The organism is Dorea sp. 210702-DFI.3.17 (genome assembly GCF_020560825.1).
GTDB classification, from domain to species: Bacteria; Bacillota; Clostridia; order Lachnospirales; family Lachnospiraceae; genus Dorea; species Dorea formicigenerans.
The window spans coordinates 81,088-104,646 of record NZ_JAJCNB010000003.1 but is presented as its reverse complement, the minus strand read 5'-3'; the positions used below and the strand labels follow the sequence as shown (position 1 = coordinate 104,646).

26 protein-coding genes and 1 other annotated feature are annotated in these 23,559 nt (G+C 41.9%); of the genes, 20 read left to right on the top strand and 6 right to left on the bottom strand.

Translation table 11 applies throughout. The annotated features are described in order from the left end of the window. Positions 1-7: 7 nt before the first annotated feature. A complete protein-coding gene (locus tag LI149_RS04425; protein WP_005330406.1) occupies positions 8-829 on the bottom strand; it encodes a putative hydro-lyase in 822 nt (273 codons plus the stop codon). A 466-nt stretch (positions 830-1,295) separates the two neighbouring features. Here LI149_RS04425 and LI149_RS04420 point away from each other — a divergent pair, with 466 nt between their 5' ends. Beyond that, a complete protein-coding gene (locus LI149_RS04420; RefSeq protein WP_005332490.1) occupies positions 1,296-1,466 on the top strand; it encodes a hypothetical protein in 171 nt (56 codons plus the stop codon). 3 nt (positions 1,467-1,469) lie between these two features. Here the strand turns inward: LI149_RS04420 and LI149_RS04415 are convergent, their stop codons facing one another. From LI149_RS04415 to LI149_RS04395, 5 genes are all read right to left on the bottom strand, one after another. After that, positions 1,470-1,937, bottom strand: a complete 468-nt coding sequence (locus LI149_RS04415; RefSeq protein WP_227143001.1) for an HAD family hydrolase — start codon at positions 1,935-1,937, stop codon at positions 1,470-1,472. Between the two features lie 12 nt (positions 1,938-1,949). Further along, the gene (locus LI149_RS04410; RefSeq protein WP_005332487.1) at positions 1,950-2,681 is read right to left on the bottom strand and encodes a phosphate ABC transporter ATP-binding protein; all 732 of its coding nucleotides are present in this window, start codon (positions 2,679-2,681) and stop codon (positions 1,950-1,952) included. 1 nt (position 2,682) lies between these two features. Beyond that, the gene (locus LI149_RS04405) at positions 2,683-3,516 is read right to left on the bottom strand and encodes a hypothetical protein (protein ID WP_227143000.1); all 834 of its coding nucleotides are present in this window, start codon (positions 3,514-3,516) and stop codon (positions 2,683-2,685) included. After that, the gene (pstC, locus tag LI149_RS04400; protein ID WP_117494512.1) at positions 3,506-4,381 is read right to left on the bottom strand and encodes a phosphate ABC transporter permease subunit PstC; all 876 of its coding nucleotides are present in this window, start codon (positions 4,379-4,381) and stop codon (positions 3,506-3,508) included. Before pstC ends, LI149_RS04405 begins: the two co-directional genes overlap by 11 nt. 172 nt (positions 4,382-4,553) lie before the next feature. Continuing rightward, positions 4,554-5,486 (bottom strand): phosphate ABC transporter substrate-binding protein, encoded by a 933-nt coding sequence (locus LI149_RS04395; RefSeq protein ID WP_005339091.1) that lies wholly within the window; start codon positions 5,484-5,486, stop codon positions 4,554-4,556. A 479-nt stretch (positions 5,487-5,965) separates the two neighbouring features. Between LI149_RS04395 and LI149_RS04390 the strand changes: the two genes are divergently transcribed. From LI149_RS04390 to LI149_RS04305, 19 genes are all read left to right on the top strand, one after another. Further along, positions 5,966-6,463, top strand: coding sequence for a DNA-deoxyinosine glycosylase (locus tag LI149_RS04390; RefSeq protein ID WP_005339087.1), 498 nt, complete (start codon positions 5,966-5,968; stop codon positions 6,461-6,463). 276 nt (positions 6,464-6,739) lie between these two features. Then, a complete protein-coding gene (locus LI149_RS04385; protein WP_173785494.1) occupies positions 6,740-7,543 on the top strand; it encodes a protein-ADP-ribose hydrolase in 804 nt (267 codons plus the stop codon). A 61-nt stretch (positions 7,544-7,604) separates the two neighbouring features. Next, the gene (locus LI149_RS04380; RefSeq protein WP_227142999.1) at positions 7,605-8,549 is read left to right on the top strand and encodes an AEC family transporter; all 945 of its coding nucleotides are present in this window, start codon (positions 7,605-7,607) and stop codon (positions 8,547-8,549) included. Then, positions 8,513-8,743 (top strand): hypothetical protein, encoded by a 231-nt coding sequence (locus LI149_RS04375; RefSeq protein WP_005332472.1) that lies wholly within the window; start codon positions 8,513-8,515, stop codon positions 8,741-8,743. The genes LI149_RS04380 and LI149_RS04375 overlap by 37 nt, the downstream gene beginning before the upstream one ends. A 360-nt stretch (positions 8,744-9,103) precedes the next feature. After that, positions 9,104-9,330 (top strand) — a binding site (T-box leader). 212 nt (positions 9,331-9,542) lie between these two features. Next, on the top strand, positions 9,543-12,197 hold the full coding sequence (locus LI149_RS04370) for a valine--tRNA ligase (protein WP_005332470.1): 2,655 nt from the start codon (positions 9,543-9,545) through the stop codon (positions 12,195-12,197). A 15-nt stretch (positions 12,198-12,212) separates the two neighbouring features. Continuing rightward, positions 12,213-14,366, top strand: coding sequence for an LTA synthase family protein (locus LI149_RS04365; RefSeq protein ID WP_227142998.1), 2,154 nt, complete (start codon positions 12,213-12,215; stop codon positions 14,364-14,366). Then, positions 14,367-15,686, top strand: a complete 1,320-nt coding sequence (locus LI149_RS04360) for a folylpolyglutamate synthase/dihydrofolate synthase family protein (RefSeq protein ID WP_227142997.1) — start codon at positions 14,367-14,369, stop codon at positions 15,684-15,686. Beyond that, positions 15,680-15,814, top strand: a complete 135-nt coding sequence (locus tag LI149_RS15435; protein WP_005332466.1) for a hypothetical protein — start codon at positions 15,680-15,682, stop codon at positions 15,812-15,814. The genes LI149_RS04360 and LI149_RS15435 overlap by 7 nt, the downstream gene beginning before the upstream one ends. Positions 15,815-15,859: 45 nt before the next feature. Next, positions 15,860-17,266, top strand: a complete 1,407-nt coding sequence (locus tag LI149_RS04355) for a tetratricopeptide repeat protein (RefSeq protein ID WP_005339080.1) — start codon at positions 15,860-15,862, stop codon at positions 17,264-17,266. 422 nt (positions 17,267-17,688) lie between these two features. Then, positions 17,689-18,000, top strand: a complete 312-nt coding sequence (locus LI149_RS04350) for an anti-sigma factor antagonist (protein WP_005332457.1) — start codon at positions 17,689-17,691, stop codon at positions 17,998-18,000. Then, positions 18,001-18,456: an anti-sigma F factor gene (gene spoIIAB / locus LI149_RS04345; protein WP_173785490.1), complete on the top strand. Its 456-nt coding sequence runs from the start codon at positions 18,001-18,003 to the stop codon at positions 18,454-18,456. After that, a complete protein-coding gene (gene sigF, locus LI149_RS04340) occupies positions 18,435-19,169 on the top strand; it encodes an RNA polymerase sporulation sigma factor SigF (RefSeq protein ID WP_147567189.1) in 735 nt (244 codons plus the stop codon). Before spoIIAB ends, sigF begins: the two co-directional genes overlap by 22 nt. 128 nt (positions 19,170-19,297) lie before the next feature. Then, the gene (locus LI149_RS04335) at positions 19,298-19,603 is read left to right on the top strand and encodes a hypothetical protein (protein WP_227142996.1); all 306 of its coding nucleotides are present in this window, start codon (positions 19,298-19,300) and stop codon (positions 19,601-19,603) included. Further along, entirely contained in the window at positions 19,590-20,264 is a 675-nt protein-coding gene (locus tag LI149_RS04330) for a stage V sporulation protein AA (RefSeq protein ID WP_117613325.1), read from the top strand. Before LI149_RS04335 ends, LI149_RS04330 begins: the two co-directional genes overlap by 14 nt. Continuing rightward, positions 20,224-20,646, top strand: a complete 423-nt coding sequence (locus tag LI149_RS04325) for a stage V sporulation protein AB (protein ID WP_227142995.1) — start codon at positions 20,224-20,226, stop codon at positions 20,644-20,646. The genes LI149_RS04330 and LI149_RS04325 overlap by 41 nt, the downstream gene beginning before the upstream one ends. A gap of 108 nt (positions 20,647-20,754) precedes the next feature. Continuing rightward, on the top strand, positions 20,755-21,213 hold the full coding sequence (locus LI149_RS04320; RefSeq protein WP_117495750.1) for a SpoVA/SpoVAEb family sporulation membrane protein: 459 nt from the start codon (positions 20,755-20,757) through the stop codon (positions 21,211-21,213). A gap of 123 nt (positions 21,214-21,336) precedes the next feature. Beyond that, on the top strand, positions 21,337-21,651 hold the full coding sequence (locus tag LI149_RS04315) for a PadR family transcriptional regulator (RefSeq protein WP_005339073.1): 315 nt from the start codon (positions 21,337-21,339) through the stop codon (positions 21,649-21,651). Then, the gene (locus tag LI149_RS04310; RefSeq protein WP_173785488.1) at positions 21,651-22,187 is read left to right on the top strand and encodes a DUF2812 domain-containing protein; all 537 of its coding nucleotides are present in this window, start codon (positions 21,651-21,653) and stop codon (positions 22,185-22,187) included. The genes LI149_RS04315 and LI149_RS04310 overlap by 1 nt, the downstream gene beginning before the upstream one ends. Before the next feature lie 204 nt (positions 22,188-22,391). Then, on the top strand, positions 22,392-23,507 hold the full coding sequence (locus tag LI149_RS04305; protein WP_173785487.1) for a YhcG family protein: 1,116 nt from the start codon (positions 22,392-22,394) through the stop codon (positions 23,505-23,507). The last annotated feature ends 52 nt before the right edge of the window (positions 23,508-23,559 follow it).

The window sequence follows — 23,559 nt, the reverse complement described above, 5'->3', positions numbered from 1 at the left end:
TCAAAGTCTATTTATTTTTCTGCGCTTCCAGATAATCATTCAACTCAGAATTCAGGATATCTGTAATAAACATATGTCCCGGTGCATGTGTGATTACGATTGGAAGTTTTGCATTTTCGATGGCGGCCTGAGGTGTAACTCCGCATGGCCAGAATACAGGGATTTCACCTTCGTAAATGTCAACGGCTTCGCCGTAATCCGGTTTCATGACATCCATAACACCGACTTCTTCCGGATTGCCCATCTGTACCGGAGCACCGTGTACATTTGGCATCTTCACTGTAATATCATAAGCTTTCTGTGCATTTTCCGGAGTCATCGGGCGCATGGAGCATACCATAGGACCGGAAAATGGTCCAACAGGAACGGTTTGGATATTCGTCTTAAACATTGGTACGTTACGTCCCTGGGAAATATGACGGATTTCGATTCCTTCTTTGATCAATGTCTCTTCAAAAGAGAAAGAGCAGCCAATCAGGAAGCCGACATAGCCTTCTTTCCAATAAGAAGATACGTCAGTCAGTTCTTTTGTAAATACGCCGTTTTCGTAGATACGGTATCTTGGAATATCAGTGCAGATATTACCGCCTTCGCCCATGGCGTGTGTGTCGGGCGTTCCTTTGATGATTTCAAGAATCGGACAAGGAAATGGATTCTTTTTTGCAAATTCTTCGAAATCTGCTGCGTATTCCGGAGGCAGGATTACAAGGTTTGCCTGTGCGTAACCACGGCACATTCCTGCGGTCGGGAAGTCAATAACTCCATCTCGGCAGAGTGCCCGAACCTCTGCTGGTGTTTTGTCTACATAAGGTGTGATGTCAAATGCCATGATGATAGTCTCCTTTCAGTTTTGCAAAATTATTATATCAGCTGGGAGATGACTCCCACTATAGGTGGTGAGAAACAAGCTGGTATCAGTGGTGGGAGTCAATCCCCCCAGCTGATATAGCCTCCGGCAGGGCGCACATTGTCCGGTGGACAATGGTTTTGCGCCGACCGAAACGGAGTGTAGACTTGCAGAGGTGCGCAGTAGAAGTATGTCATGCAATTGCATGACGCGCACCTCGCAGCAAGAATGCCGAGGCATTCTTGAAAAGATTCAGCATCTTAATTCTGTTCCACTATATTTTCTATTGTAACAAAATAAAGACATGGGAGCAATAAAAAGAGGAGATTGATATTTTATAGATATTCTTTTATTTTATTCATTAACAGATGTCAATTTCATGGTAAAATGATAGTGGGACAAGGAATGATTTATGTATTTAAACTTGAAATTGTAAAGGAGAACGAAGATGTTGGAATGTGATTATATTGTAAAACAGATTGATGGAGATTATGCACATTTGCAGAGAGTAGACCAGCCGGAGGCAGAACTCAAGCTTGTGGCGAGAGCACTACTGCCGGCTGATATATATGAAGGCTGTGAACTGCATTATGCGATGATGCAGTATTCTATGAAGTAGTATTTATCCTCTTAAGGTTGCGACCAATCTCTTCGGCAGCATCAGAAGATCCAGTGCATCGGCTATGGAAGTTGTGCAGACATCGCATTCTGAAAGCAACTTTCCGTAAGCCCCTTCAGTACCCATCACTGCGATACTTAAGGCAGCGGCCTGACACATTGGTATGTCATTCCGTCCGTTGCCGATGGCGATACAGTGTTCGGCACCCAGTGAGCTTAGAATACGAAGCTTCTCATCCATGGCGGAACCGGAAGGAAATGTCATAATTTCCAAAGGAAGTCCGTTGCACATGGCAGCCGCAGTGCCGTGAGTGTCTGCGGTCAGTACATAGATTTTAAATGAATCTCCGAGCAGGAGTAGCCGCTCTTTGATTGCAGGTGGAATCAGCCCGTCAACGGCAATGGTTCCATTGTAGTCAAGGACCAGATACTCAAGGTCCAGTGTTTTATAGCCTGGAATTTCGATGATCATATAAGTTTCCCCTTACATATATTGAATTTGTTCGCGGGCAAGTTCTGTAGCCGGTGAGTCAAAGAAAGTTTCTTTGTCAGTAACTTCCAGTATCTTTCCCTGATCCATGAAAATAATCTGGTCAGCGATGCGCTTTGCCTGTCCAAGATTATGTGTAACAATGACAAATGTGTACTGACCTTTGAGTTCCATAAGGGTTTCTTCAATTGCGATTGTATTTTTCATATCCAGCGCGGAGCAAGGCTCGTCGAGAAGCAGGATTTCAGGATTTACACAGAGACTTCTGGCAATTGCAAGGCGCTGCTTCTGTCCGCCGGATAACTTGAGGGCAGATTTTTTTAACTGATCCTTTACTTCCTCATATAATTTTGCTTTCTTCAGACTTTCTTCTACTTTTTCAGACAGAACTTTTTTATCCCTGATACCATAATATTTTAACACATAAGTCAGATTCTTCTCAATACTGTGTGGAAAAGCAATCGGCTGCTGGAAGACCATGCCGATACGGCTTCTTAAAGTTTCTTTCGAAATAGATTTGATATCGGCATCACCAAGAGAAATCTTTCCGGTTGTATATCCTTGTTCCTCTTCCACCATACGATTTAAAGTTTTTAAAAATGTTGTCTTTCCGCAGCCGGATTGTCCGACGATGGCAGTAATCTTTTTATCTGGAATCGTCACAGAAATATCATGAAGAATTTCATGCTTTCCATATCCGCAATTTAAATGTTCGATTGTTAACATATTAGTTTCCCTTTCTCATGTAAGTAACAAATTTGCAGATCAGTTGAATGATCAATAGTAAAAGCATCAGTACAAATGCTGTGCCGTAGGCATAGTCCAGAGAGAATCCGTTGTTTACCAAAGTATATAAGTGATATGGCAGGGACATGAACGGATCTGTCAGTTTCGAAGGAACGCCAGCCTGCATCACTGCACCTGTGTACAGAATCGGGGCAACTGCGCCCATTCCGTATGCCATTCCAAGTGCAACTGTTCCGAGAAGTTCAGGGAAGCAGACTGGAAGAATCATTTTTCTAAGAGCATATTCTCTGGAAAGTCCAAGACCGATGGAATTAGTCATATAGGAAATTCCCTTTTCTTCAAAGACTTTGCGGGCGCGGATCGCAACAAATGGCACAATCATGGCAGAGACGCAAAGTGATGCACACAAAAGACTCCGGCTGATGCCAAAACCATAGATCAGGAGTGTGTAACCCACCAGACCAAATAAAATAGACGGGATACCAGACAGTCCTGTGATTGCAAAATTTACAATGCCGGACACATATTTGTTTCCATGGTAAAAAACAAGGTATGCGGAAGCACCGATTCCAAGGATTCCTCCAATCAGTGCGGCAAGTGCACCGAGATAAAGAGATCCCATAAGAGCCGGGAAAATTCCACCGGCAGTTCCGATTGGTACACCGGCAGGTTTGTCCAAAATGAAAGAAAGGCTCATGACAGTTTTTCCCTTCCAGAATACGTACAGGAAGAGGAACAGTGTAACGCCAATGACACTTAGCCCAAGCAAGATCAGAACAATGCGGATCAAATATTTGGATACCTTAGAATTCATGTTTTGCGAACCTCCTCTTCAAAAGATAGCCGATTCCCAGTACGGCCAGCAAAATAACCAGTAACACAACATTTGCAACATAAAGTGCGGACAGATGGAGACTGCCGTACTCGATACTTCCCATTTCCAGTGCAGTCAGGGAAGGCAAGGTCTGCCCACGACCGAGAAGTTTCGGGAAGATCGGAGAATTTCCAATGACCATCATAACTGCCATAGTTTCGCCAAGTGCACGCCCGAAAGCCATCATAGCTCCGGCAACGATGCCTGGGCGGATTGCCGGAAAAATGATTTTGACCAGAGTTATTTCCCGGGAAAAGCCGAGTGCAAGTGCTGTCATTTCATATTGTGTACGTGCAACGCGAATAGATTCGTGACAGGTCGAGATAACGAATGGCAGCAGCATGATTGCCAGTACAATCCCGGCAGCGAGAATACATTGTCCGGCTGCCATATGAAATTGTGTGGCAAAACTTTTTACCAGGACAGTAAGTCCGATAAATCCAAAGATCACGGAAGGAATTCCGGCAACCAGGTCGATAAAAGCCAGAAAGACAGCGGCTATTTTTTCTGGAAGATAAAAATTCAGAAAGCATGCGCAGGCAACGCCGAAAATCAGAGCCAGGACTACTGCAATGAACGATACGTATAAAGTTCCTGTAATTGCAGGCAGTAGTCCAAATTGTGGGTTTGCACTGACAGGCCGCCATTCCGTAGAAGGGAGAAACATTTTTATTCCCAGTTCTGAAAAAGCGGGAATACTTTCTTTTATGATATGGATCAGCATAATAGCCATCAGTGCGCTAACTCCAAACGCAGTGAGGTAAATAAGGAATCTGCTGATTTTATCTGGTAGTTTTCTTAACATAAGATGTCCTTTCTAATTTGTATAGAGAATAGACCTTGGCATATTAAAACGCCTGTGACCGATACATGTAACATTTTCATTATAAGCTACAATGCGTGTTATGCAAGAGACATTCATATATAAAGAAGAGGGTGTGCATGTGACACACCCTCTTTGGATTGAAATAAAAGTTTTAGTTCATAGGAATGAATCCCATATCTTCTACAGTTTTCTGACCTTCGTCTCCAAGAACTACGTCTAAGAATGCCTGCTGAACAGCTGTAGGTTCACCGGAACCAACTAACAGCAGAGGTCTCTGAATGATGTAAGAACCATTGATGATATTCTCTTTTGTAGGCTCAACACCATTTACTTTCATAGTAACAACTTTTCCAGCATTCTGGTTAGCAACACCGAATGATGCATAACCGATTGCATATGGATTGTCGATGATATCCTGAACAAGTTCACCCATGGAAGAAGCCTGGATGGCATCAGATTTCACTTCTGTATCACCCATGATGTTCTTCTGGAATACTTCGTGGGCACCACCGTTAATGTCACGAGTGATAACTACGACTTCCTCATCTGGAAGAGAAGCATCAAGATCTTTCCATGTTTTATATTCACCGGAGAACAGGCTTACAATCTGCTCTGTAGAAAGGTCATCAATAATTTTAGTTACAGGGTTCTCAGGGTTTACAGCGATTGTAAGAGCATCGATACCAACCTGATATTCTTTCTCGTCTTTGATCGCCTTTTTCTCTTCATCTTTTACACTTCTTGCTACCATACCGAAAGTAGATGTACCATCGATAACAGCTTTTGTTCCTTGTCCGGAACCACCTGCGGAAACATAAATTGCAATATCTTCATCTGGAAGAGAGGAATCATAAGCTTTCCATGTTCCATATGTATCGAAGAAATTCGTTGCGATAGAAGTAATAACCGGTGCCAGTGTAGAAGAACCATTGAACAGAATCTGGTTGCTTTCCCCATCAGCAGATGCCTCTGTTTTTGTGTCGTCTTTTGCGTCTGTGGACGCTGATTTGTTAGAGCCGCATCCTACAGCCATGGACATTACCATAGCGGCTGTAAGGAGAATTGATAATACTTTCTTTTTCATTAGAAATACCTCCCGATTACTTTTTAAAGTTTACGTGGATATTATAGCTTGTTTACAAAAACTTTACAAATAGATAAATTTAATAATAAATATATATTATAGATAAAACCGATTGAAATGTAGAATTAATAGAAAATATGAGAAAAAATGTTGGATATTTTCTATTAATACATTCTAAAATAAAGAAAAATTAATAAAAAATATAGATAAAGAACTCAAAGTAAGTGTATTTATGACAAGCCGATGAAACGAAATGTGAATAAATTGTTAATACAAATCATGCAGACGAAAAAACAAACAACATACAAGTAACATATGGATAAAAAAGGAAAACAGAGTGACTGGTACAAGAAATTATGCTATGATTAGGGACGAAAAAACGTAGATTTACAGAGGTGCGCAATAGAAGTATGTCATGCAATTGCATGACGCGCACCTCGCAGCAAAAATGTCAGAGTATGCGTAAATGGAGTTGGATTATGGAAGTAGAACATGTAACACATGAATTTAAACCAATTTATAATAAAGAATCTAAAGTTTTGATGCTTGGAACAATGCCATCCCCAAAATCCCGGGAAGTAGGATTTTATTACGGGCATCCAAGAAACCGGTTCTGGAAAGTATTGTCAGATGTATGTGGAGAGGAAGTGCCGGAGACTAAGAAAGATAAAATCACATTTGCCTTGCGCAATCATATCGCAGTATGGGATGTACTGGCAGGCTGCGAGATTCGGGGAGCAGATGACAGCAGCATCCGTAATCCAAAACCAAATGACATGAATCTTATCCTAAAAGAAGCACCAATACAGGCAATCTTTGCAACAGGCCAAAAAGCAGCACAACTGTACAGACGCTATTGCTACAAAGATACGGGCATTGAAATCATCTGCCTGCCTTCCACAAGCCCTGCGAACTGTCGGGTAAGCTACGAAGAACTATATGAGGCTTATTCAGTGATACAAGAATACATTAGATAGATAATTATATATAGGTACAAAATGAAAACTTACTATTCAAGTCGAACATCCGTGAGACTTGGCGCGTGATTCTGGTCAGAGAAGCTGACATATTCCTATCAGAATCACTGCGCATCCTCGCGGAGCGTTTATCTCAGTCGGAGACCTAACTCCCACTGAGACAAATTTGCTATTACTTATCACCTGAAGAGGTGGGAGTCTTCTCGACTGAGATAAACAGGCTAAGGTAGATTTAGAATTAGGAGTTTGAATATTTATTTTAACAGGAGGAAGCTTATGACACGTGAGCAAAAAGTCAGCACGTTAATACAATATCTGAAACAGGAAAATCAAGGCTATGCCAGTATTCCGGATCCAATCGATGAGGGAGAACAAAGGCGTCTTCTTCGAAGCCTCATGAATGTTCGTTATCCGGGACATGCATCAGCAGAATATGAAAAATTGCAAGATGAACTTTTACAGGAAGAAGCAAAGGAAAAAGGAATCGTGACATGCAACGATATTCCGGTGATCGAGCAGGAATATCCATGCTCAGAGATCAAGAACAGTGACCGCATTTCCCTGTGGCGCGGTGACATTACAAGACTAGGCGTAGATGCAATAGTAAATGCAGCGAACAGTCAGCTTCTCGGCTGTTTTGTACCATGTCATGGCTGCATCGACAACGCCATTCACTCGGCGGCAGGAATTCAGCTTCGTAATGAATGTGCAGAAATCATGGCAGAACAAGGACACGAAGAACCGATAGGAAAAGCAAAGATTACAAAAGGCTACAACCTTCCGGCTAAACATGTCATACATACAGTAGGACCAATTGTCGGACTGGCAGTAACAGAAAAACAAAAAGAGCAGCTAAAAGACTGCTATCTCAACTGCCTGAAAGTGGCAGAAAAATCAAGTTTAAAATCCATAGCATTTTGTTGTATCTCAACCGGAGAATTCCATTTTCCCAATAAACTGGCAGCAGAAATCGCAGTAGACACGGTTGACCGGTTTTTAACAAAAACTAGCATCGAACGTGTGATCTTTAACGTGTTCAAAGAGCAAGATTTTAATATATACAAGAAACTTTTTTGTTAGCGGTACCGGGGTTTTTCTGAAAAAACCCCGTCCCCAATTGGATTTTATCTGGAGGTTGTAGATGGATAATTTATTTTTTTGTTTAAATGCGACAGGTCCCATATTCTTAATGATGATCCTGGGACTTTTTTTTCGTCATATAGGCTGGATGGATGAGGAGTTTGCCTCGAAAATGAATAAATTCGTATTTAAAGTGCCGTTGCCGTTATTATTATTCGGGGATCTTGCGACAGTAGATTTTTCGGAAGTCTGGAATGTAAAATTTGTTATATTCTGTTTTATTGTAACCTTGATCTGCATTATAATTTCAGCGGGAATTTCCTGTCTTTGGAAGGATAAGTCTATCCGTGGGGAATTTATTCAGGCTTCTTATCGAAGCAGCGCGGCGCTTCTTGGTATTGCATTTATCCAAAATATTTATGGAAATGCGGGTATGGCGCCAGTCATGATCATCGGCAGTGTTCCGCTTTATAATATTATGGCGGTTGTTGTGCTGTCCTTTTTCAAACCGGGACAGAGCAAGATTGATAAAGCGGTACTAAAGAAAACTTTAAAAGGAATTATTACCAACCCGATTATTATTGGAATTGTGGTTGGACTTCTATGGTCGGCATGCCGTCTTCCATTTTCCGGAATCCCGGCGAAGACGGTGACAAGTATTGGAAACATGGCAACTCCGATGGGACTTATGGCAATGGGAGCGACCTTTGATATCCACAAAGCTTCCGCGAAAGCCAAACCATCTATTGTGGCGGCTGTTATGAAGCTTGTCGGATTTGCGGCAGTCTTTCTGCCAATTGCAGTCGGGCTGGGATTTAAGAATGAAGAAATCGTTGCAATCCTTGTTATGCTCGGATCTGCGACGACTGTAAGTAGTTATGTTATGGCAAAAAATATGGGACATGAAGGTGTCCTTACTGCCAGTACAGTAATGCTTACCACTATGTTCAGTGCATTCACATTGACCGGGTGGCTGTATATATTGAAAACTTTAGGAATCGTGTAATAAAGAAGCTTAATTTCTCTCATTATAACGGCGAAGAAGAACGGACAGAAACAATCCCGGCAGGCGGTTCTACCTGCTTAAAACAACTCAAAGAAAATATAGAGTACACCGTAGGAATACACGCAGATGTCACAGAAGATACTCCTATTAAACTGACAACTTATGACGGAGAAGAGAGAGATGCCGAACTATAAAGTAATTGTATAACAGGTAATAATGGAAGCGATTGCATAATATATCTACTGAAAAATAACAGATTTCCTATACAGTAGTGGATATCACAATACAAAAGCATCAAAAGGGTCTCAAGAAAGCATGGAGTTATTTTCGAAATTGGTGCGAGCATAGCCTGTGAGATTATGCACTGTCTGAGCCATCAGCGAGTTTGCATAATCTCACAGAGATAAGCGGCGCAGCAACAATAGAAAATCACTCAGCTTTCGAGATCCCCTTTTGATGCGGTCTCTTAAGGTTTTCTGAAAATTCCCTAAAAACCTTGACAAACAGGACTTCTGTGGCTATGATATTTTGTAGTTTCATGGTTGATAAACCAGTTAAATGCGTTGAAAAAGAGGAGTATGCATAGGTCGTTCTGACAGAGAGAGATGCCCATTGGCTGCGAGGCACTTGAGAATAGAGATGCAGAAGGTAGCTTTGGAGCAGGAACGCTGAAGTCACAGTAGGCGGTCCCGGAGTCGTTCCCGTTAAAGAATAGGATGAGATGTATAGAGGAGTTTCTTCTATATAATAAAGGTGGTACCGCGAATCAATCGCCCTTTGTGAGAATAAAGGGCGTTTTTTTTATAATTAAGAAATGCATTTTCTAATTATAAAAAAGCCTCCGGCAGGATGCGCACTGCGGCGTACAATGATGGTACCGCAAGCGACCACCGCAGGCGCCAGAATGTGCTGGGGCACATTCTATATTTTGCCCTGAAATGTGAAAAATGTGTGAAAACATGAACCAGGAAACACGTATTTGAGGAGGAGACTATGAGTCAGAATTTGGAGAAAACTTACAATCCGAAAGAGATTGAAGACAAACTGTACCAAAAGTGGTGCGAAAATAAGTATTTCCACGCAGAAGTGGACAGAAGTAAGAAACCATTTACAATCGTAATGCCGCCACCGAATATTACCGGTAAGCTTCACATGGGACATGCTCTTGACAACACGATGCAGGATATCCTGATCCGCTACAAGAGAATGCAGGGATACAATGCACTGTGGATTCCGGGAACAGACCATGCGGCTATTTCTACAGAAGTAAAGGTTACCAATCAGTTAAAAGACGAAGGTATTGATAAAAAAGAACTTGGCCGTGAGAAATTCTTAGAGAGAACATGGCAGTGGAAAGAAGAATATGGCGGAACTATCACATCACAGCTTAAAAAGATGGGTGTTTCCTGTGACTGGGACAGAGAGCGTTTCACAATGGACGAGGGATGTTCTGAAGCAGTTGAGAAAGTATTCCTAAACCTTCATAAAAAAGGATTCATTTACAGAGGATCCAGAATCATCAACTGGTGTCCGGTATGTAAGACTTCCCTGTCTGATGCCGAGGTAGAGCATGAAGAGCAGGACGGATTCTTCTGGCACATTAAGTACCCAATTGTAGGAACAGACCGTTTCCTTGAGATTGCAACAACACGTCCGGAGACTCTTCTGGGAGATACTGCAATTGCAGTTCACCCGGATGATGAGAGATATAAAGATATCGTTGGAAAGATGTGTAAACTGCCACTGACAGACCGTGAGATTCCAATCGTTGCAGATTATTATGTAGACAAAGAGTTCGGAACAGGTGCTGTTAAGATCACACCGGCACATGACCCTAATGACTTTGAAGTTGGAAAACGTCACAATCTGCCAGAACTTAACATCATGAATGATGATGCTACGATCAACGAGAAGTATGGTGGAAAATATGCAGGCATGGATCGCTACGAAGCAAGAAAAGCTATGGTAGAGGATCTGAAAGAGCAGGGATATCTTGTAAAAGTTGTTCCACATTCTCATAATGTAGGAACTCACGACAGATGTCACACAACGGTAGAGCCAATGATCAAACAGCAGTGGTTCGTAAAGATGGAAGAGCTTGCAAAACCAGCCATTGAGGCAATCAAGAATGGTGAGCTTAAGTTTGTACCAGAGCGTTTTGATAAGATTTACCTGCACTGGCTTGAGAATATCCGTGACTGGTGCATATCCAGACAGATCTGGTGGGGACATAGAATCCCGGCGTACTACTGCCAGGATTGTGGAGAAGTCGTAGTGGCTTCCGAAGCACCGGAAAAATGCCCGCATTGTGGTTGTACACATTTTAAACAGGATGAGGATACGCTGGATACATGGTTCAGTTCTGCGCTTTGGCCATTCTCAACACTTGGCTGGCCACATGAGACGGAAGATCTTGATTACTTCTATCCAACGAATGTACTTGTAACCGGATACGACATCATTTTCTTCTGGGTTATCCGTATGGTATTCTCAGGATATGCACATACAGGAAAGGCACCATTTAACACAGTACTGATCCACGGACTTGTTCGCGATTCTCAGGGACGCAAGATGAGTAAATCACTTGGAAATGGTATCGATCCTCTGGATATTATCGATCAGTACGGCGCAGACGCACTTCGTATGACACTGATTACAGGAAATGCTCCTGGAAATGATATGCGTTTCTACAACGAACGTGTAGAGGCAAGCCGTAATTTTGCAAATAAAGTATGGAATGCTTCCAGATATATTCTTATGAATATGGAAGGAAAAGAGATCACAGAGCCACAGGCAGAGGATCTGGGACCTGCAGACCGCTGGATTTTATCTGCATGCAATAATGTGGTAAAAGATGTAACAGAGAACTTAGATAAGTTCGAGCTTGGAATTGCACTTTCCAAGATTTATGACTTTATCTGGGACGAGTTCTGTGACTGGTACATTGAACTTTCAAAATATGCAATCTACCACGCAGACGAGAATCCGAAGAGTGCGAACGCTGCACTTTGGACATTGAAGAAAGTTCTTGGTGATGCACTGAAGCTTCTTCACCCATACATGCCATTTGTTACAGAGGAAATCTACAGCAAACTGGTTCCAGAAGAAGAGTCACTGATGATGTCAAGCTGGCCGGTATATGAGGAAAAATGGAATGACGCAGAGAATGAAAACATTCTGAACCATTACAAAGAAATCGTAAGAGGTGTCAGAAACGTCCGTTCTGAGATGAATGTTCCAAATTCCAGAAAGGCAACGATCTACGTTGTATGCGAGGACGAGAAGCTGGCGAAAGGTCTTGCAGTATTAAAAGAGTCTGCAATGATGATGGCATCTGCCGGAGACTTCATTGTACAGGCAGACAAGAGCGGTATCGCAGACGATGCAGTGTCTGTAGTAGTTCCGGATGCAACCGTTTATGTGCCGCTTGAGGAGCTGATCGATTTTGAGCAGGAAAAAGAGCGTCTTACAAAAGAAGAGACTCGCCTGAATAAAGAGATTGCACGTTCCAACGGCATGCTGAATAACGAGAAGTTTGTAAGCAAAGCACCGGCTGCAAAGGTACAGGAAGAGCGTGAGAAACTAGAAAAATATGAGCAGATGCTTGCTCAGGTCAAGGAGCGTCTTGCTGGATTACAGAAAAAATAAATGTAAGGGGATATTATGAAAAAGCTGCGAAAGGAAGAGGTTATAGCATACTGGAAGGAACGTAGAGAGCGAAGGGCAAGAATACTGGAAGAGAGAAGAAATGGTGCATTTGCGCAGAAGATGAAACCTGTCTATCAGTTTATGAACCGGTTTTCTCTGATATTTCACGCGCTTTTAGCATGTCTGATCAACTTTGCAATTGAGGCAATTTCAAGACATTCACTTGTTCAGGCATGGAGCTATATGACACAGACACCACTCGTCTTCCTTTACAATGCATTTATGATATTTATGACATTTACGGTGGTATACCTGTTCAGGCGAAGGGTGTTCACAAGAATCATTATCGGTGTACTTTGGATGATTCTTGGAATCTGTAACGGTTACATGCTGATGAAGCGAGTGACACCGTTCAATGCCCAGGACCTGAAGGTAGCAACCGATGCGGTCAGCCTGATCAACAATTATTTCAATGGATTTGAGATCGTGATCGTATTGGTGGGAATTGCAGCGGTCATTATATGGCTGATTTCCATGTGGCGCCGCGGTGGTCAGTATGAAGGGGAAATGCACCGGCTTCTGGCAATTGCCGGAGTGGCTGTATGTGCCATGTTATTCAGCTTCACAACAGATCAGGCAATTGATAAGCGAGTGCTTTCCACATACTTTGGAAATATTGCGTTTGCCTATGAGGATTACGGACTTCCGTACTGCTTTATGTCCAGTGTATTTAATACAGGAATCGATGAGCCGAATGATTATAATAAGGAGACTATTGATCAGATTACGAATAACGGAGAAATGGCCGAGAATAAAACAGGGCGTGCCTCTGATGATCTTCCGAATATCATTGTGGTTCAGTTAGAGTCTTATTTTGATGTAGATGAGGCGGAATTTTTCACAACAAGCGAAGATGCATGCCCGAATCTGCATGAGATGTACAAGAATTATTCTTCCGGATATTTCAAAGTTCCGTCTGTAGGAGCCGGAACCGCGAATACAGAGTTCGAAGTGCTGACAGGAATGAATATGCGTTTCTTCGGACCTGGAGAGTATCCGTATAAAACAGTTGTCAAGAACCAGCCATGTGAGAGTGCTGCAACAGCTCTTTCAGCACTGGGATACGGTACTCATGGACTGCACAATAACGGAGGTAACTTCTACAGTCGTGCAAAAGTCTATGATCATATGGGATTTGACAGTTTTACAAGTAAAGAGTTTATGAATATTCTTCAGCTTACGCCAAATGGATGGGCAAAGGACGAGGTTCTGGTAGACAATATTATGGAAGCTATGGATACGACCGAGCAGCAGGATTTCGTATTTACCGTCAGTGTGCAGGGACATGGAGATTACCCGGAGGAGCAGCTGATTGAGAATCCGAAGATCAAAGTAGAAGGTATCGATGACGAAGCAAAGAAGAATAAATGGGAATATTATGTAAACATGGTCTATGAGATGGACAAGTTTGCAGGAGATCTTGTGAAAGCAGTGGAAGATCGTGGAGAACCGGCAGTTGTCGTATTCTACGGAGACCATTTACCGACTATGGGACTTACCGCAGAAGATTTAAAGAGCCGTTATCTCTATAACACAAATTATGTGATCTGGGATAACATCGGACTGGAACAGCAGGATAGAAATATTCCGGCTTATCAGCTAATGGCGGATGTGATGAACCGCCTGGATATTCATTCTGGAACATTGTTCAATTATCATCAACAGAGACAGAATTCCAAGAATTACCTGTCAGACTTAGAGCTTCTCCAGTATGATATTCTGTATGGCAAGCAGTATGTTTACAAGGGCAATCCGCCGATCACGGAAGGTCATATGGAAATGGGTGTGAAGGACGCTACGCTGACGAACATCGTTCCGTATCTGGAAAAAGGCTACAGCCTGTATGGCGAGAACTTTACGAAGTCAAGTAAGGTTTACGTCAATGGCGAGAAGCAAAAGAGTACATTTTTAAATAATACACGAATCGTTCTTCCAAGCACAGAGCTTAGCGAGGGAGATGTTATCACTGTCAGCCAGGTAGGATCCAGCAATACAATCTTCAGAACGACGGACGAATACATTTACCAGGGCGGACAGCTTGTAAGGCAGGAAGGAACAGGAACGGATACAACAAAATCCTGGACAGAACAGGAAAACGAGGAAAAATAAATGAATAGTAAGCCTGTTAACTACAAGGAGGCAGTCGAGTATATCGAAAGCATTCCGAAGTTTACACAAAAGCACACGCAGGAGCACACAAGAGAGTTCTTAGAGCGGCTTGGCAGACCGGCATTTGACCGGAAGGTGGTACATGTGGCAGGAACCAATGGCAAAGGTTCTGTGTGTGCATATATTCAGGCAATCTTAGAAGCTGAGGGGAAGAAGACGGGATTTTTTACTTCCCCTCATCTTATATCTATCAACGAGCGGATTCAGATAGGAAGAAAGCCGATTGACAACGAAGAATTTTATCAGGTCTTTGAGCATGTCTATGATGTCGTGAAAAAAATGGAAGAAGAGGGAATTCCGCATCCATCTTATTTTGAATTTTTATTTGGCATGGGACTAAGTGCATTTGAAAAATCTGATGTAGAATATATTGTTCTGGAGACAGGACTGGGGGGAAGACTGGATGCAACCAATGCATTTCCGTGTCCGGCGCTGACAGTCATTACATCGATCAGCCTGGATCACACCATGATCCTCGGGAATACAATAGAGCAGATCGCGGCAGAAAAAGCAGGGATCATCAAAGAAGGAACGCCGGTGATTTTTGACGGAAATGATGAGGCAGCTGCCGAGATTATCCAAAATACGGCGAAAGAGCATCATGCGCCATGTCGGGAAATCGGGAAAAATGCGTTCGAAATCCGGGAAGTTACCCGCAAACATATTGCATTTTCACGGACAAATGCTTATCATAAAGATGTTATCTGGCAAGTGCCGATCTGTGGTATCTATCAGGTGAAAAATGCAGAGATTGCAATCGAAGCAGCCCAGTGTCTGCTTGGGAATAAACCAGAGCATGAAGAAATGTGGCGCGATGCCGTTGCTAAAATCCAATGGCAGGGACGTATGGAAGAATGCGCAGACCATTTTATCATTGACGGAGCCCACAATCCGGGAGCAATCGAAGCGTTTGTAGAAAGCGTTCGTGCACTGAAAGAGGAAGAACCGCCGATTCTCATATTTTCAGCGGTATCTGATAAAAAATATGAGCAGATGATAGAATATCTTTGCAGACATTTGCAGACGAAAGCGTTTGTTGTGACAGAGATTGAAGATAAAAGAAGAGTTCCGGCATGTGAACTGGGGGAGATTTTTAAGCGTTATGCAACGTGTCCGGTGTATGTGAAGGCTGATGTAAAAGATGCCGTAGCATGTGCCTATGAGATGCGTACCAAAGAGACATACATTTACTGTATTGGTTCTCTTTACCTGGCAGGAATGGTAGAAAAGGCGCTACAGGAGGTGGAGACGTCATGTTAAATTACGAAGAAGAACTGAAAAAATTCCAGCCAAGCCTGGAAGTTGAAGATATTGAGGAAGCAGTATACAGAGAAGACCTGACGGATATGCAGGACATTATCCGCGAAGCAGTAGAGCAGACGAAGTAGTAATGAGTCGCGATACAGATAGAAAATAAGAGGGAATATAAATATATGGACTACACAGTGAAACTAGCGTACCAGTCTAACTACTGGTACAATGACGGACTGGCAAAAGCCCAGGTAAGGGATATGTCTGGTGCGATTACATCACTGAAGAAAAGTCTTCAGTATAACCGGGCGAACCTGGCCGCCAGAAATCTTCTGGGACTTGTCTACTACGGGCGTGGAGATGTGATCGAAGCGCTGGTGGAGTGGATCCTCAGCAAGAATTTTCAGCCAAAAGACAATATAGCCAGTTATTTTATCAGCAAAGTACAGGAGACGCCGGGAGAACTGGAAGAGATCAACCAGGCAGTCAAACGATACAATCAAAGTCTGGAATATGCAAGACAGGGTGGAGAAGATCTTGCGATTATCCAGTTAAAAAAAGCAGTAGCAGCACACCCGACTTACGTCAAAGCATACCAGCTTCTGGCATTGCTTTATATTAAGACCGAGCAGTATGCCAGTGCGAGACAGATCCTCAGGAAAGTACACAGACTGGATGCAACAGATGAAAAGACAATCCGTTACATGCATGAACTTACTGAGATAAGAAAAGAACGTCCGATGAGTGTCAAGCAGTCTGCGAAAAATCAGCAGAAAACGGTTAAATACCAGCTTGGAAATGAAAGCATTATTCAGCCGGTGCCGACCGGGATCAAAGAAAAGGCCAGCATTCACACGGTTGCGAATATTGCAGTCGGTGTATTGGTCGGTGTTGCAGTGATGTGGTTTTTGATTATGCCGGCGATTAATTCGTCAGAGAAAAAAGCATTGAATAAGCAGACCGTTTCATTTAGTGATCAGATTGCAGAACAGAAATCCCAGATCAGCGCACTGAAGACAGAATTGGAAACTTATCGGGCCAGCAGTGAAGAGACAGAAAATGCACAGGCAACTGCAGCTTCAACACAAGACAGCTATGAAGTCGTCATGAATATTGCAGAGCATTATAAATCCGAAGATATGAGTAATGCTGCCATGGCAGAAGAACTTATGAAAGTCAATGCAGATTCCCTTGGAGCTGTCGGAAGAGCAAAATTCGATGAACTGACCGGAAAGATTTATCCGGATGCCTGCAAAAAGCAATATAGAGCCGCAAAAGAAGCTTACGATTCAGGTGAGTATGATACAGTGATTTCCAGTCTTGAGACAGTTATGCAGATGGATGAAAGCTACAACGATGGTGCAGCGATGCTACTTCTGGCACAAGGCTACGAGAAAAAAGGTGATCAGGATAAGGCCAACACGACTTATCAGAAAATCATCGAAACCTGGCCGGACACCGATGTAGCCACCCAGGCACAGCAGGCGCTCGATGCCCAGAGCGGAAATACTGACAACAGTGACAGCAAAAAATCCGACGACACCAAAAAAAACAGTGACAGTGATGATAACGGTGACAACAATAATTAAGAAATAGCTTTAAACAATTAGAAAAATAACTAAATAAAACCAAACTTACAAAAGAGGATACGTTAACCCACGTACCCTCTTTTTTGACATTTTTGATAATTATTATAGGCTGCATATAGAAATTGCGACTGTGCGGATTCCTATAAGGCAGCTAAAGCTTCACACACGTAGAGGCAAGAAAATATGTTTTTATAAAGCTAAAGTATATTCGCGATTAGCCAGTACATTCAGCACCTGAAAATCATATAGTTCACAAAAAGGTACTCTGGAGCGGCCGGTACTTAGGCGGTGTCCTTTGGCGCTTTATGTACCGCTGCCAGCGGAAGGTAGTGCGAACGTGCCTTTGGTGAACTATATGATTTCCAGGTGTGTAGAATGGAAAAAGTATAGAAACAAGCTTTATAAAAAAAGGAGGCCGAAAATTGAAATATCAAGTACAGGAAAACTGTCTCACAATTTTTCTCCCCCACGAACTGGATCACCACAATGCGGAGGAAATCCGCCGGGAATCCGACCATCTGATCATACGAAATCATATCCGTTACATCATATTTGATTTTGCGGAGACAGATTTTATGGACAGTTCGGGGATTGGAATGATCATGGGACGTTACAGACAGATTTATATGCTGGGCGGAGAAATCTGTGCAGCCCACGCAAATGAGCGTGTTAAAAAAATTTTAACCATGTCCGGTGTGACAAAAATAATGGAAATCATAGAGGAGGATCAGTAAATGGATCACACGAATGAAATGCAACTTATCTTCGACAGTCGTTCCAGCAACGAATCATTTGCCAGGGTGACGGTAGCAGCATTTATGACATCGCTTAATCCGACAGTGGAGGAAGTATCTGATGTAAAAACAGCAGTGTCGGAAGCTGTGACAAATGCAATCATACATGGATATGAAGGAGAAGTACATAATATCTGTATCCGGTGCAGAACGAAAGAACAGACGCTTTTTGTGGAAATTGAAGATTTTGGAAAAGGTATCGAAGATGTTGAAAAGGCAATGGAACCACTTTTTACAACAAAAGCGGAAGCGGAACGATCCGGCATGGGATTTTCCTTTATGGAAGCATTTATGGATAGTCTGGAAGTGGAATCTACACTAGGCAAAGGGACACTTGTAAAAATGTCGAAAATCATCGGAAAAGGAAGGAAAATATGGACCACACAATCGATCTGATTCAGAAATCTCACGAAGGAGATGAAGAAGCAAGAGCACGATTGGTGAAGGAAAATGCAGGACTTGTCTGGTGTATAGTGAAACGTTTCCATAACCGGGGTGTGGAAACGGAAGATTTATTTCAGATTGGAAATATCGGTCTGATTAAAGCAATCGACAAATTTGACCTGAGCTACGATGTGAAATTTTCAACTTACGCTGTGCCGATGATTTCCGGTGAAATCAAACGTTTCTTACGGGATGACGGCATGATAAAAGTCAGCCGTTCTTTAAAAGAACTGGCGTACAAAGCATATTTGTTGAAAGAAGATTTACAGAATCAGTGGGGGCGTGAACCGACTGTGGGCGAACTTTCAGAGCGTCTGGGAGTCGAGCAGGAGGAATTGGTCATGGCACTGGATGCAGGCGGAGACGTCGAGTCCTTGCATAAACCTATTTATCAAAAAGACGGACAGGAAATCCGTCTCATGGACAAGCTTGAGGAAAAGAGCGAAGAACATGAGCAGGTTCTGAATCATATAGTTCTAACGGAACTTCTTGGAGTGCTGAATCAGGATGAAAAAAGACTTATTTATCTGCGCTATTTTGCGGAGCAGACCCAGTCCCAGGTCGGACGCGAGCTTGGAATTTCACAGGTTCAGGTCTCAAGAATGGAAAAGAAAATACTCGGACAGCTTAAAAATGCATATTTTCATGGAAAGCCGACATACTAACATTTGAATAAAGAGTTTCGCAAATATTTCATTTAGCATAGGGAAAGAGTCGACGATAACTGCAATGGATCCAGTGCGGAAATGAATGGAACTATGGCGAAAGAAAGTGTAAGAAAGGTGTGAAAAATGTGCAGGAACAATTAGAAAAAGCGAGAAAAAGACTCAGAATCTGCCTCATTGCGGTAGTGCTTCTGGCAATAGTGGCAGGCTGTGCGTATTATTTTGGCGACTTTGGCAAAGAGCGAGACGTGACGGAAGGAACGCTGGTGAGAGGCGCGCAAGATGCACAGGGAGATGTAAGGGTTCTATATAGCTCCAATACGACTAAGATAGATACATCTATGCCATATAGTGAAAATATGTCAGAGACAGAGGACTGGGGACGGAATTTAACAGCTGGGGTGTCGGGAGGTTCTGTATATGGCTGCCAGTAAAGAAACTGTTTATATAAAGGCAGACCGTAATGTGGAAGTCACGGATCCGTGTGTAAAATTAGGGGATATTCTGTCCATGGAATGTGCAAATCCGACAGTTCTGCCGAAGCTTAAGACAATCAAACTTCTGCGGTTTCATGGAGTTGATAAAAAGACACAAAATCGTGTCGCGGTTTCCATTTTGAAAGTTATCGAATGTATACATGCAGAATATCCGGAGATTGAAGTCCAGAATCTGGGTGAGCAGGACTTTATCATCACTTATGAGGAACAGCAAAGCGTGGGCGGTGTCTGGCACATTTTAAAAACAAGTCAAGTTGTACTGATTAGTTTTATGGGAGCGGCGTTTTCCATTATGGCATTCAACAATGACGTCGGTGTGACAAAAATGTTCAGTCAGATTTATGAACTGGTAACAGGAACAAAAAGTGATGGATTTACAGTGCTGGAATTTACGTACAGTATCGGAATTGCCATTGGAATTCTGACATTTTTCAATCATTTTGGAAAGAGGAGATTTTCCGTAGATCCAACTCCGATAGAAGTGGAAATGCGTCTGTATGAGAATGATCTTCAGACGACTTTGATTGAAAATATTTCCAGAAAGGAGCAGGAATTAGATGTGGGCACAAAATATCCTACTGGCAGTCATCGGTCTTAGTGCAGGTGTGATCGTAGCCAACGGACTTTTTTCATTTGTCATTGAATTAGGTGTTGTGTCCGATTTTGCAGACCGCACCCACACAGGCGAACACATTTTGCTCTACGAGGACAGTGTGGCGCTGGGCGGAATACTGGCGAATATTTTCTGGGTGTTCCACATATCCATACCCGGTGGGAATATATTGGCAGCAGTGTTCGGGATTCTTGGTGGAATATTTGTGGGATGCTGGGCGATGGCACTTGCAGAAATGTTGAATGTATTTCCAATTTTCATCCGGCGTATGAAGATTATAAAAAGCGTACCATATCTTATACTTGGAATCGCAGTCGGAAAGACTGTGGGTGCGCTTTTGTTTTTTGCAAATCACTGGGGACAGTAATAATGCCGAGGCATTCTTGAAAGAATACTTTGCCGTTCAAAGGCAGGGACGAATCGAAAAAAGCGTTCGTTGACAGGGGAGTCATGTGGAAAAAGAAAGGAGAGGAATATGGATAAACAAAAGCAACAGGAAGCATATAAGAATTACGTCAAGCAGAAGACGCCGGTACACAATCTGCCACTCAATATGCTCAAAGCATTTATTACAGGAGGCATTATCTGCACAATTGGACAGGGCATTTTGAATTATTGCAGGCACCTTGGAATAGAAAAAGACATCAGCGCAGGCTGGACTTCCATGATTCTGATTCTCTTAAGCGTCTTGCTCACTGGATTTAATATTTATCCGCAGATCGCAAAATGGGGCGGCGCAGGAGCGTTGGTTCCGATTACCGGATTTGCGAACTCCGTGGCGGCACCGGCAATCGAATATCAGAAAGAAGGACAGGTCATGGGAATCGGCTGCAAGATATTTACCATAGCAGGTCCGGTGATATTATATGGAATCTTCTCAAGCTGGGTACTTGGAGTGGGGTATTGGATATTGAAGATTTTGAAAGTGGTGTGAAAATGGGGCAGAAGCCTCATTTTTTTATGTAAGTTATTATACAGAAAATGATTGACACATATATCACGGTGCGATATACTGTATATATCGAAGTACGATGTATCACACTGAAAGGATTAAATTATGGACGCACATATTAAAAAGGTTTATGTTCCGATGACGGAGACAGGGTTTTACATCTTGTTATGCCTGCGATCTCCGAATCACGGGTATGGAGTTGTACAGAAAGTAAGAGAAATGACAGACAATGAAGTGGTACTCGGTCCGGGAACCATGTATGGAAGTTTGTCAAAGATGGAAAAGGACGGATTGATTGAATTCGTAAGAGAGGAAGATAAGCGCAAGATTTATCAGATTACGGAGCTTGGAATGGAAGTACTGGAACTGGAGCTGAAACGGATTCAAAGATTGTATCGCAACGCACAGGAGGTATTGTAATGAGTGAGACAAAAAAGGAACTTCGCTGGTTTTCAATTATGGATTATGAAAAAGAAGCCCGTTATCTGAGTAGAATGCATCAGAAAGGCTGGAAATTCAAAAGAGTAACAATGCCTGGAATCTATACATTTGAAAAATGCGAGCCTGAGAAAGTGATCTATCAGTTGGATTATAATCAGGAAGGCATGAAAAACCAGATGGAATATGTGAAAATGTTTGAAGACTGCGGCTGGGAGTATCTTTTGGAATTTGCAGGATACAGTTATTTCAGAAAACCGGAAGCACAGATGTCCAGGGAAGAAGAGATATTCTGCGATGATGAATCGAGACTGGATATGATGAACCGGATCTTCCGGGGAAGAGTAATTCCGTTAATTGTGATTTTTTGTTGTCTGATTGTGAATGGGTACGATGCTATGGCAGGACACGGAATGAGTGCACTTACAAGCGTGATTGGTGCATTAATGATTTTGTACATTGTTATCTTTTTACAATTCACATTAAAATACATTTCATTTCGGCGGAAGATAAAGTAGTGAAGATGTTATAAAATTTTAAAAGAAGAATAAGATATGATAATCTCTTTATTAATAAGAATGCTATAAGGCAATTGTTAATAAGGAGATTTTTATTTGTTATAGTTGAGAAGATATAAATAATATATATAGTATTGAAAAAATAATATATATAAGTTAAAATAAAAAATAATTGATAACTATAGATTAGTGGGAGGATTTAGCTTGAAAAATAAAAAAGTGGAAATAATAAAAAGTAATGAATTTCAAAATTTATTTGATAAATCAAAGCAATTAATTGACAGTGCCAGAAGTAATATGGGGCAAATGGCAAATGTAATTACGGTTCTTACTAACTTTTTGCTCGGAAGATATATTGTAGAGCAGGAACAGCAAGGCGCCGAACGAGCAAAATATGGAGCAAAAGTTTTAGATTCTTTGTCGTCTTACCTGACAGAAGAATACGGAAGAGGTTTTTCAAGAAGTAATGTTGCGGGAATGCGACAATTTTATATGGCTTACAAGGATAGAGAAAATGAAATAATCCAATCGGGAATTGGACAATTTAATCAGGCTTTTGGAATTGTCCAATCAGGAATTGGACAATTGGCGGCTACATATAAGAAAAATCCATTTAAACTAAGTTGGACACATTATCAGATACTTATGCGTATAGAGGATAGGGAAGAAAGAGACTTTTATGAAAAGGAAGCGATACGTTCTAATTGGAATGTAAGCACCTTAAAAAGACAAATTCATTCTAGCTTGTATGAAAGACTGGCATTGAGCAGAGATAAAAATGATGTAATGAGACTGGCGAACGAAGGTGCCATTCCACAGAAACCGGAAGATATTTTACATACCCCGTATGTCTTGGAATTTGCAGGATTGGAGGATAAAGCAGCATATCATGAAAGTGATTTGGAGTCAGCAGTAATAGGAAAAATGCAGAAGTTCCTTTTAGAATTAGGAAAAGGTTTTCTTTTTGAACAGCGGCAGAAGAGATTTACATTTAATGACAAAAATTTTTATGTTGATTTGGTTTTATATAACAGACTGTTAAGGTGTTATGTTTTGATTGATTTTAAAATTGATGAACTCACGCATCAGGATTTAGGGCAGATGCAGATGTATGTAAATTATTATGATCGTTATGAAAAAATAGAGGGAGAGAATCCGACAATTGGTATTTTACTTTGTAAGCAAAGTGATGAGGCGCTTGTAGATTTAACACTTCCCTCAAATGCTAATATTTATGCAAAAGAGTATAAATTATATTTGCCGGATAAAAAACTGTTACAAAAAAAGTTAAAAGAATGGTTGGAAGAAGAACAGAATTAATTTGTAGAAAATGCTATTGGTATAAGTGAGTAATACAAGATTAGAGGGAAGT

Bases quoted from the DNA above. Each gene is read 5' to 3' on its own strand.
- LI149_RS04320 (WP_117495750.1), top strand. From the start codon at position 20,755: ATGGATAAACAAAAGCAACAGGAAGCATATAAGAATTACGTCAAGCAG.
- LI149_RS04395 (WP_005339091.1), bottom strand. From the start codon at position 5,486: ATGAAAAAGAAAGTATTATCAATTCTCCTTACAGCCGCTATGGTAATG.
- LI149_RS04325 (WP_227142995.1), top strand. From the start codon at position 20,224: ATGTGGGCACAAAATATCCTACTGGCAGTCATCGGTCTTAGTGCAGGT.
- LI149_RS04415 (WP_227143001.1), bottom strand. From the start codon at position 1,937: ATGATCATCGAAATTCCAGGCTATAAAACACTGGACCTTGAGTATCTG.
- LI149_RS04410 (WP_005332487.1), bottom strand. From the start codon at position 2,681: ATGTTAACAATCGAACATTTAAATTGCGGATATGGAAAGCATGAAATT.
- LI149_RS04330 (WP_117613325.1), top strand. From the start codon at position 19,590: ATGGCTGCCAGTAAAGAAACTGTTTATATAAAGGCAGACCGTAATGTG.
- LI149_RS04420 (WP_005332490.1), top strand. From the start codon at position 1,296: ATGTTGGAATGTGATTATATTGTAAAACAGATTGATGGAGATTATGCA.
- LI149_RS04380 (WP_227142999.1), top strand. From the start codon at position 7,605: ATGGATAATTTATTTTTTTGTTTAAATGCGACAGGTCCCATATTCTTA.
- LI149_RS04405 (WP_227143000.1), bottom strand. From the start codon at position 3,516: ATGAATTCTAAGGTATCCAAATATTTGATCCGCATTGTTCTGATCTTG.
- LI149_RS04370 (WP_005332470.1), top strand. From the start codon at position 9,543: ATGAGTCAGAATTTGGAGAAAACTTACAATCCGAAAGAGATTGAAGAC.
- LI149_RS04315 (WP_005339073.1), top strand. From the start codon at position 21,337: ATGGACGCACATATTAAAAAGGTTTATGTTCCGATGACGGAGACAGGG.
- LI149_RS04365 (WP_227142998.1), top strand. From the start codon at position 12,213: ATGAAAAAGCTGCGAAAGGAAGAGGTTATAGCATACTGGAAGGAACGT.
- sigF (WP_147567189.1), top strand. From the start codon at position 18,435: ATGGACCACACAATCGATCTGATTCAGAAATCTCACGAAGGAGATGAA.
- LI149_RS04425 (WP_005330406.1), bottom strand. From the start codon at position 829: ATGGCATTTGACATCACACCTTATGTAGACAAAACACCAGCAGAGGTT.
- LI149_RS04385 (WP_173785494.1), top strand. From the start codon at position 6,740: ATGACACGTGAGCAAAAAGTCAGCACGTTAATACAATATCTGAAACAG.
- pstC (WP_117494512.1), bottom strand. From the start codon at position 4,381: ATGTTAAGAAAACTACCAGATAAAATCAGCAGATTCCTTATTTACCTC.
- LI149_RS15435 (WP_005332466.1), top strand. From the start codon at position 15,680: ATGTTAAATTACGAAGAAGAACTGAAAAAATTCCAGCCAAGCCTGGAA.
- LI149_RS04360 (WP_227142997.1), top strand. From the start codon at position 14,367: ATGAATAGTAAGCCTGTTAACTACAAGGAGGCAGTCGAGTATATCGAA.
- LI149_RS04310 (WP_173785488.1), top strand. From the start codon at position 21,651: ATGAGTGAGACAAAAAAGGAACTTCGCTGGTTTTCAATTATGGATTAT.
- LI149_RS04390 (WP_005339087.1), top strand. From the start codon at position 5,966: ATGGAAGTAGAACATGTAACACATGAATTTAAACCAATTTATAATAAA.
- spoIIAB (WP_173785490.1), top strand. From the start codon at position 18,001: ATGGATCACACGAATGAAATGCAACTTATCTTCGACAGTCGTTCCAGC.
- LI149_RS04355 (WP_005339080.1), top strand. From the start codon at position 15,860: ATGGACTACACAGTGAAACTAGCGTACCAGTCTAACTACTGGTACAAT.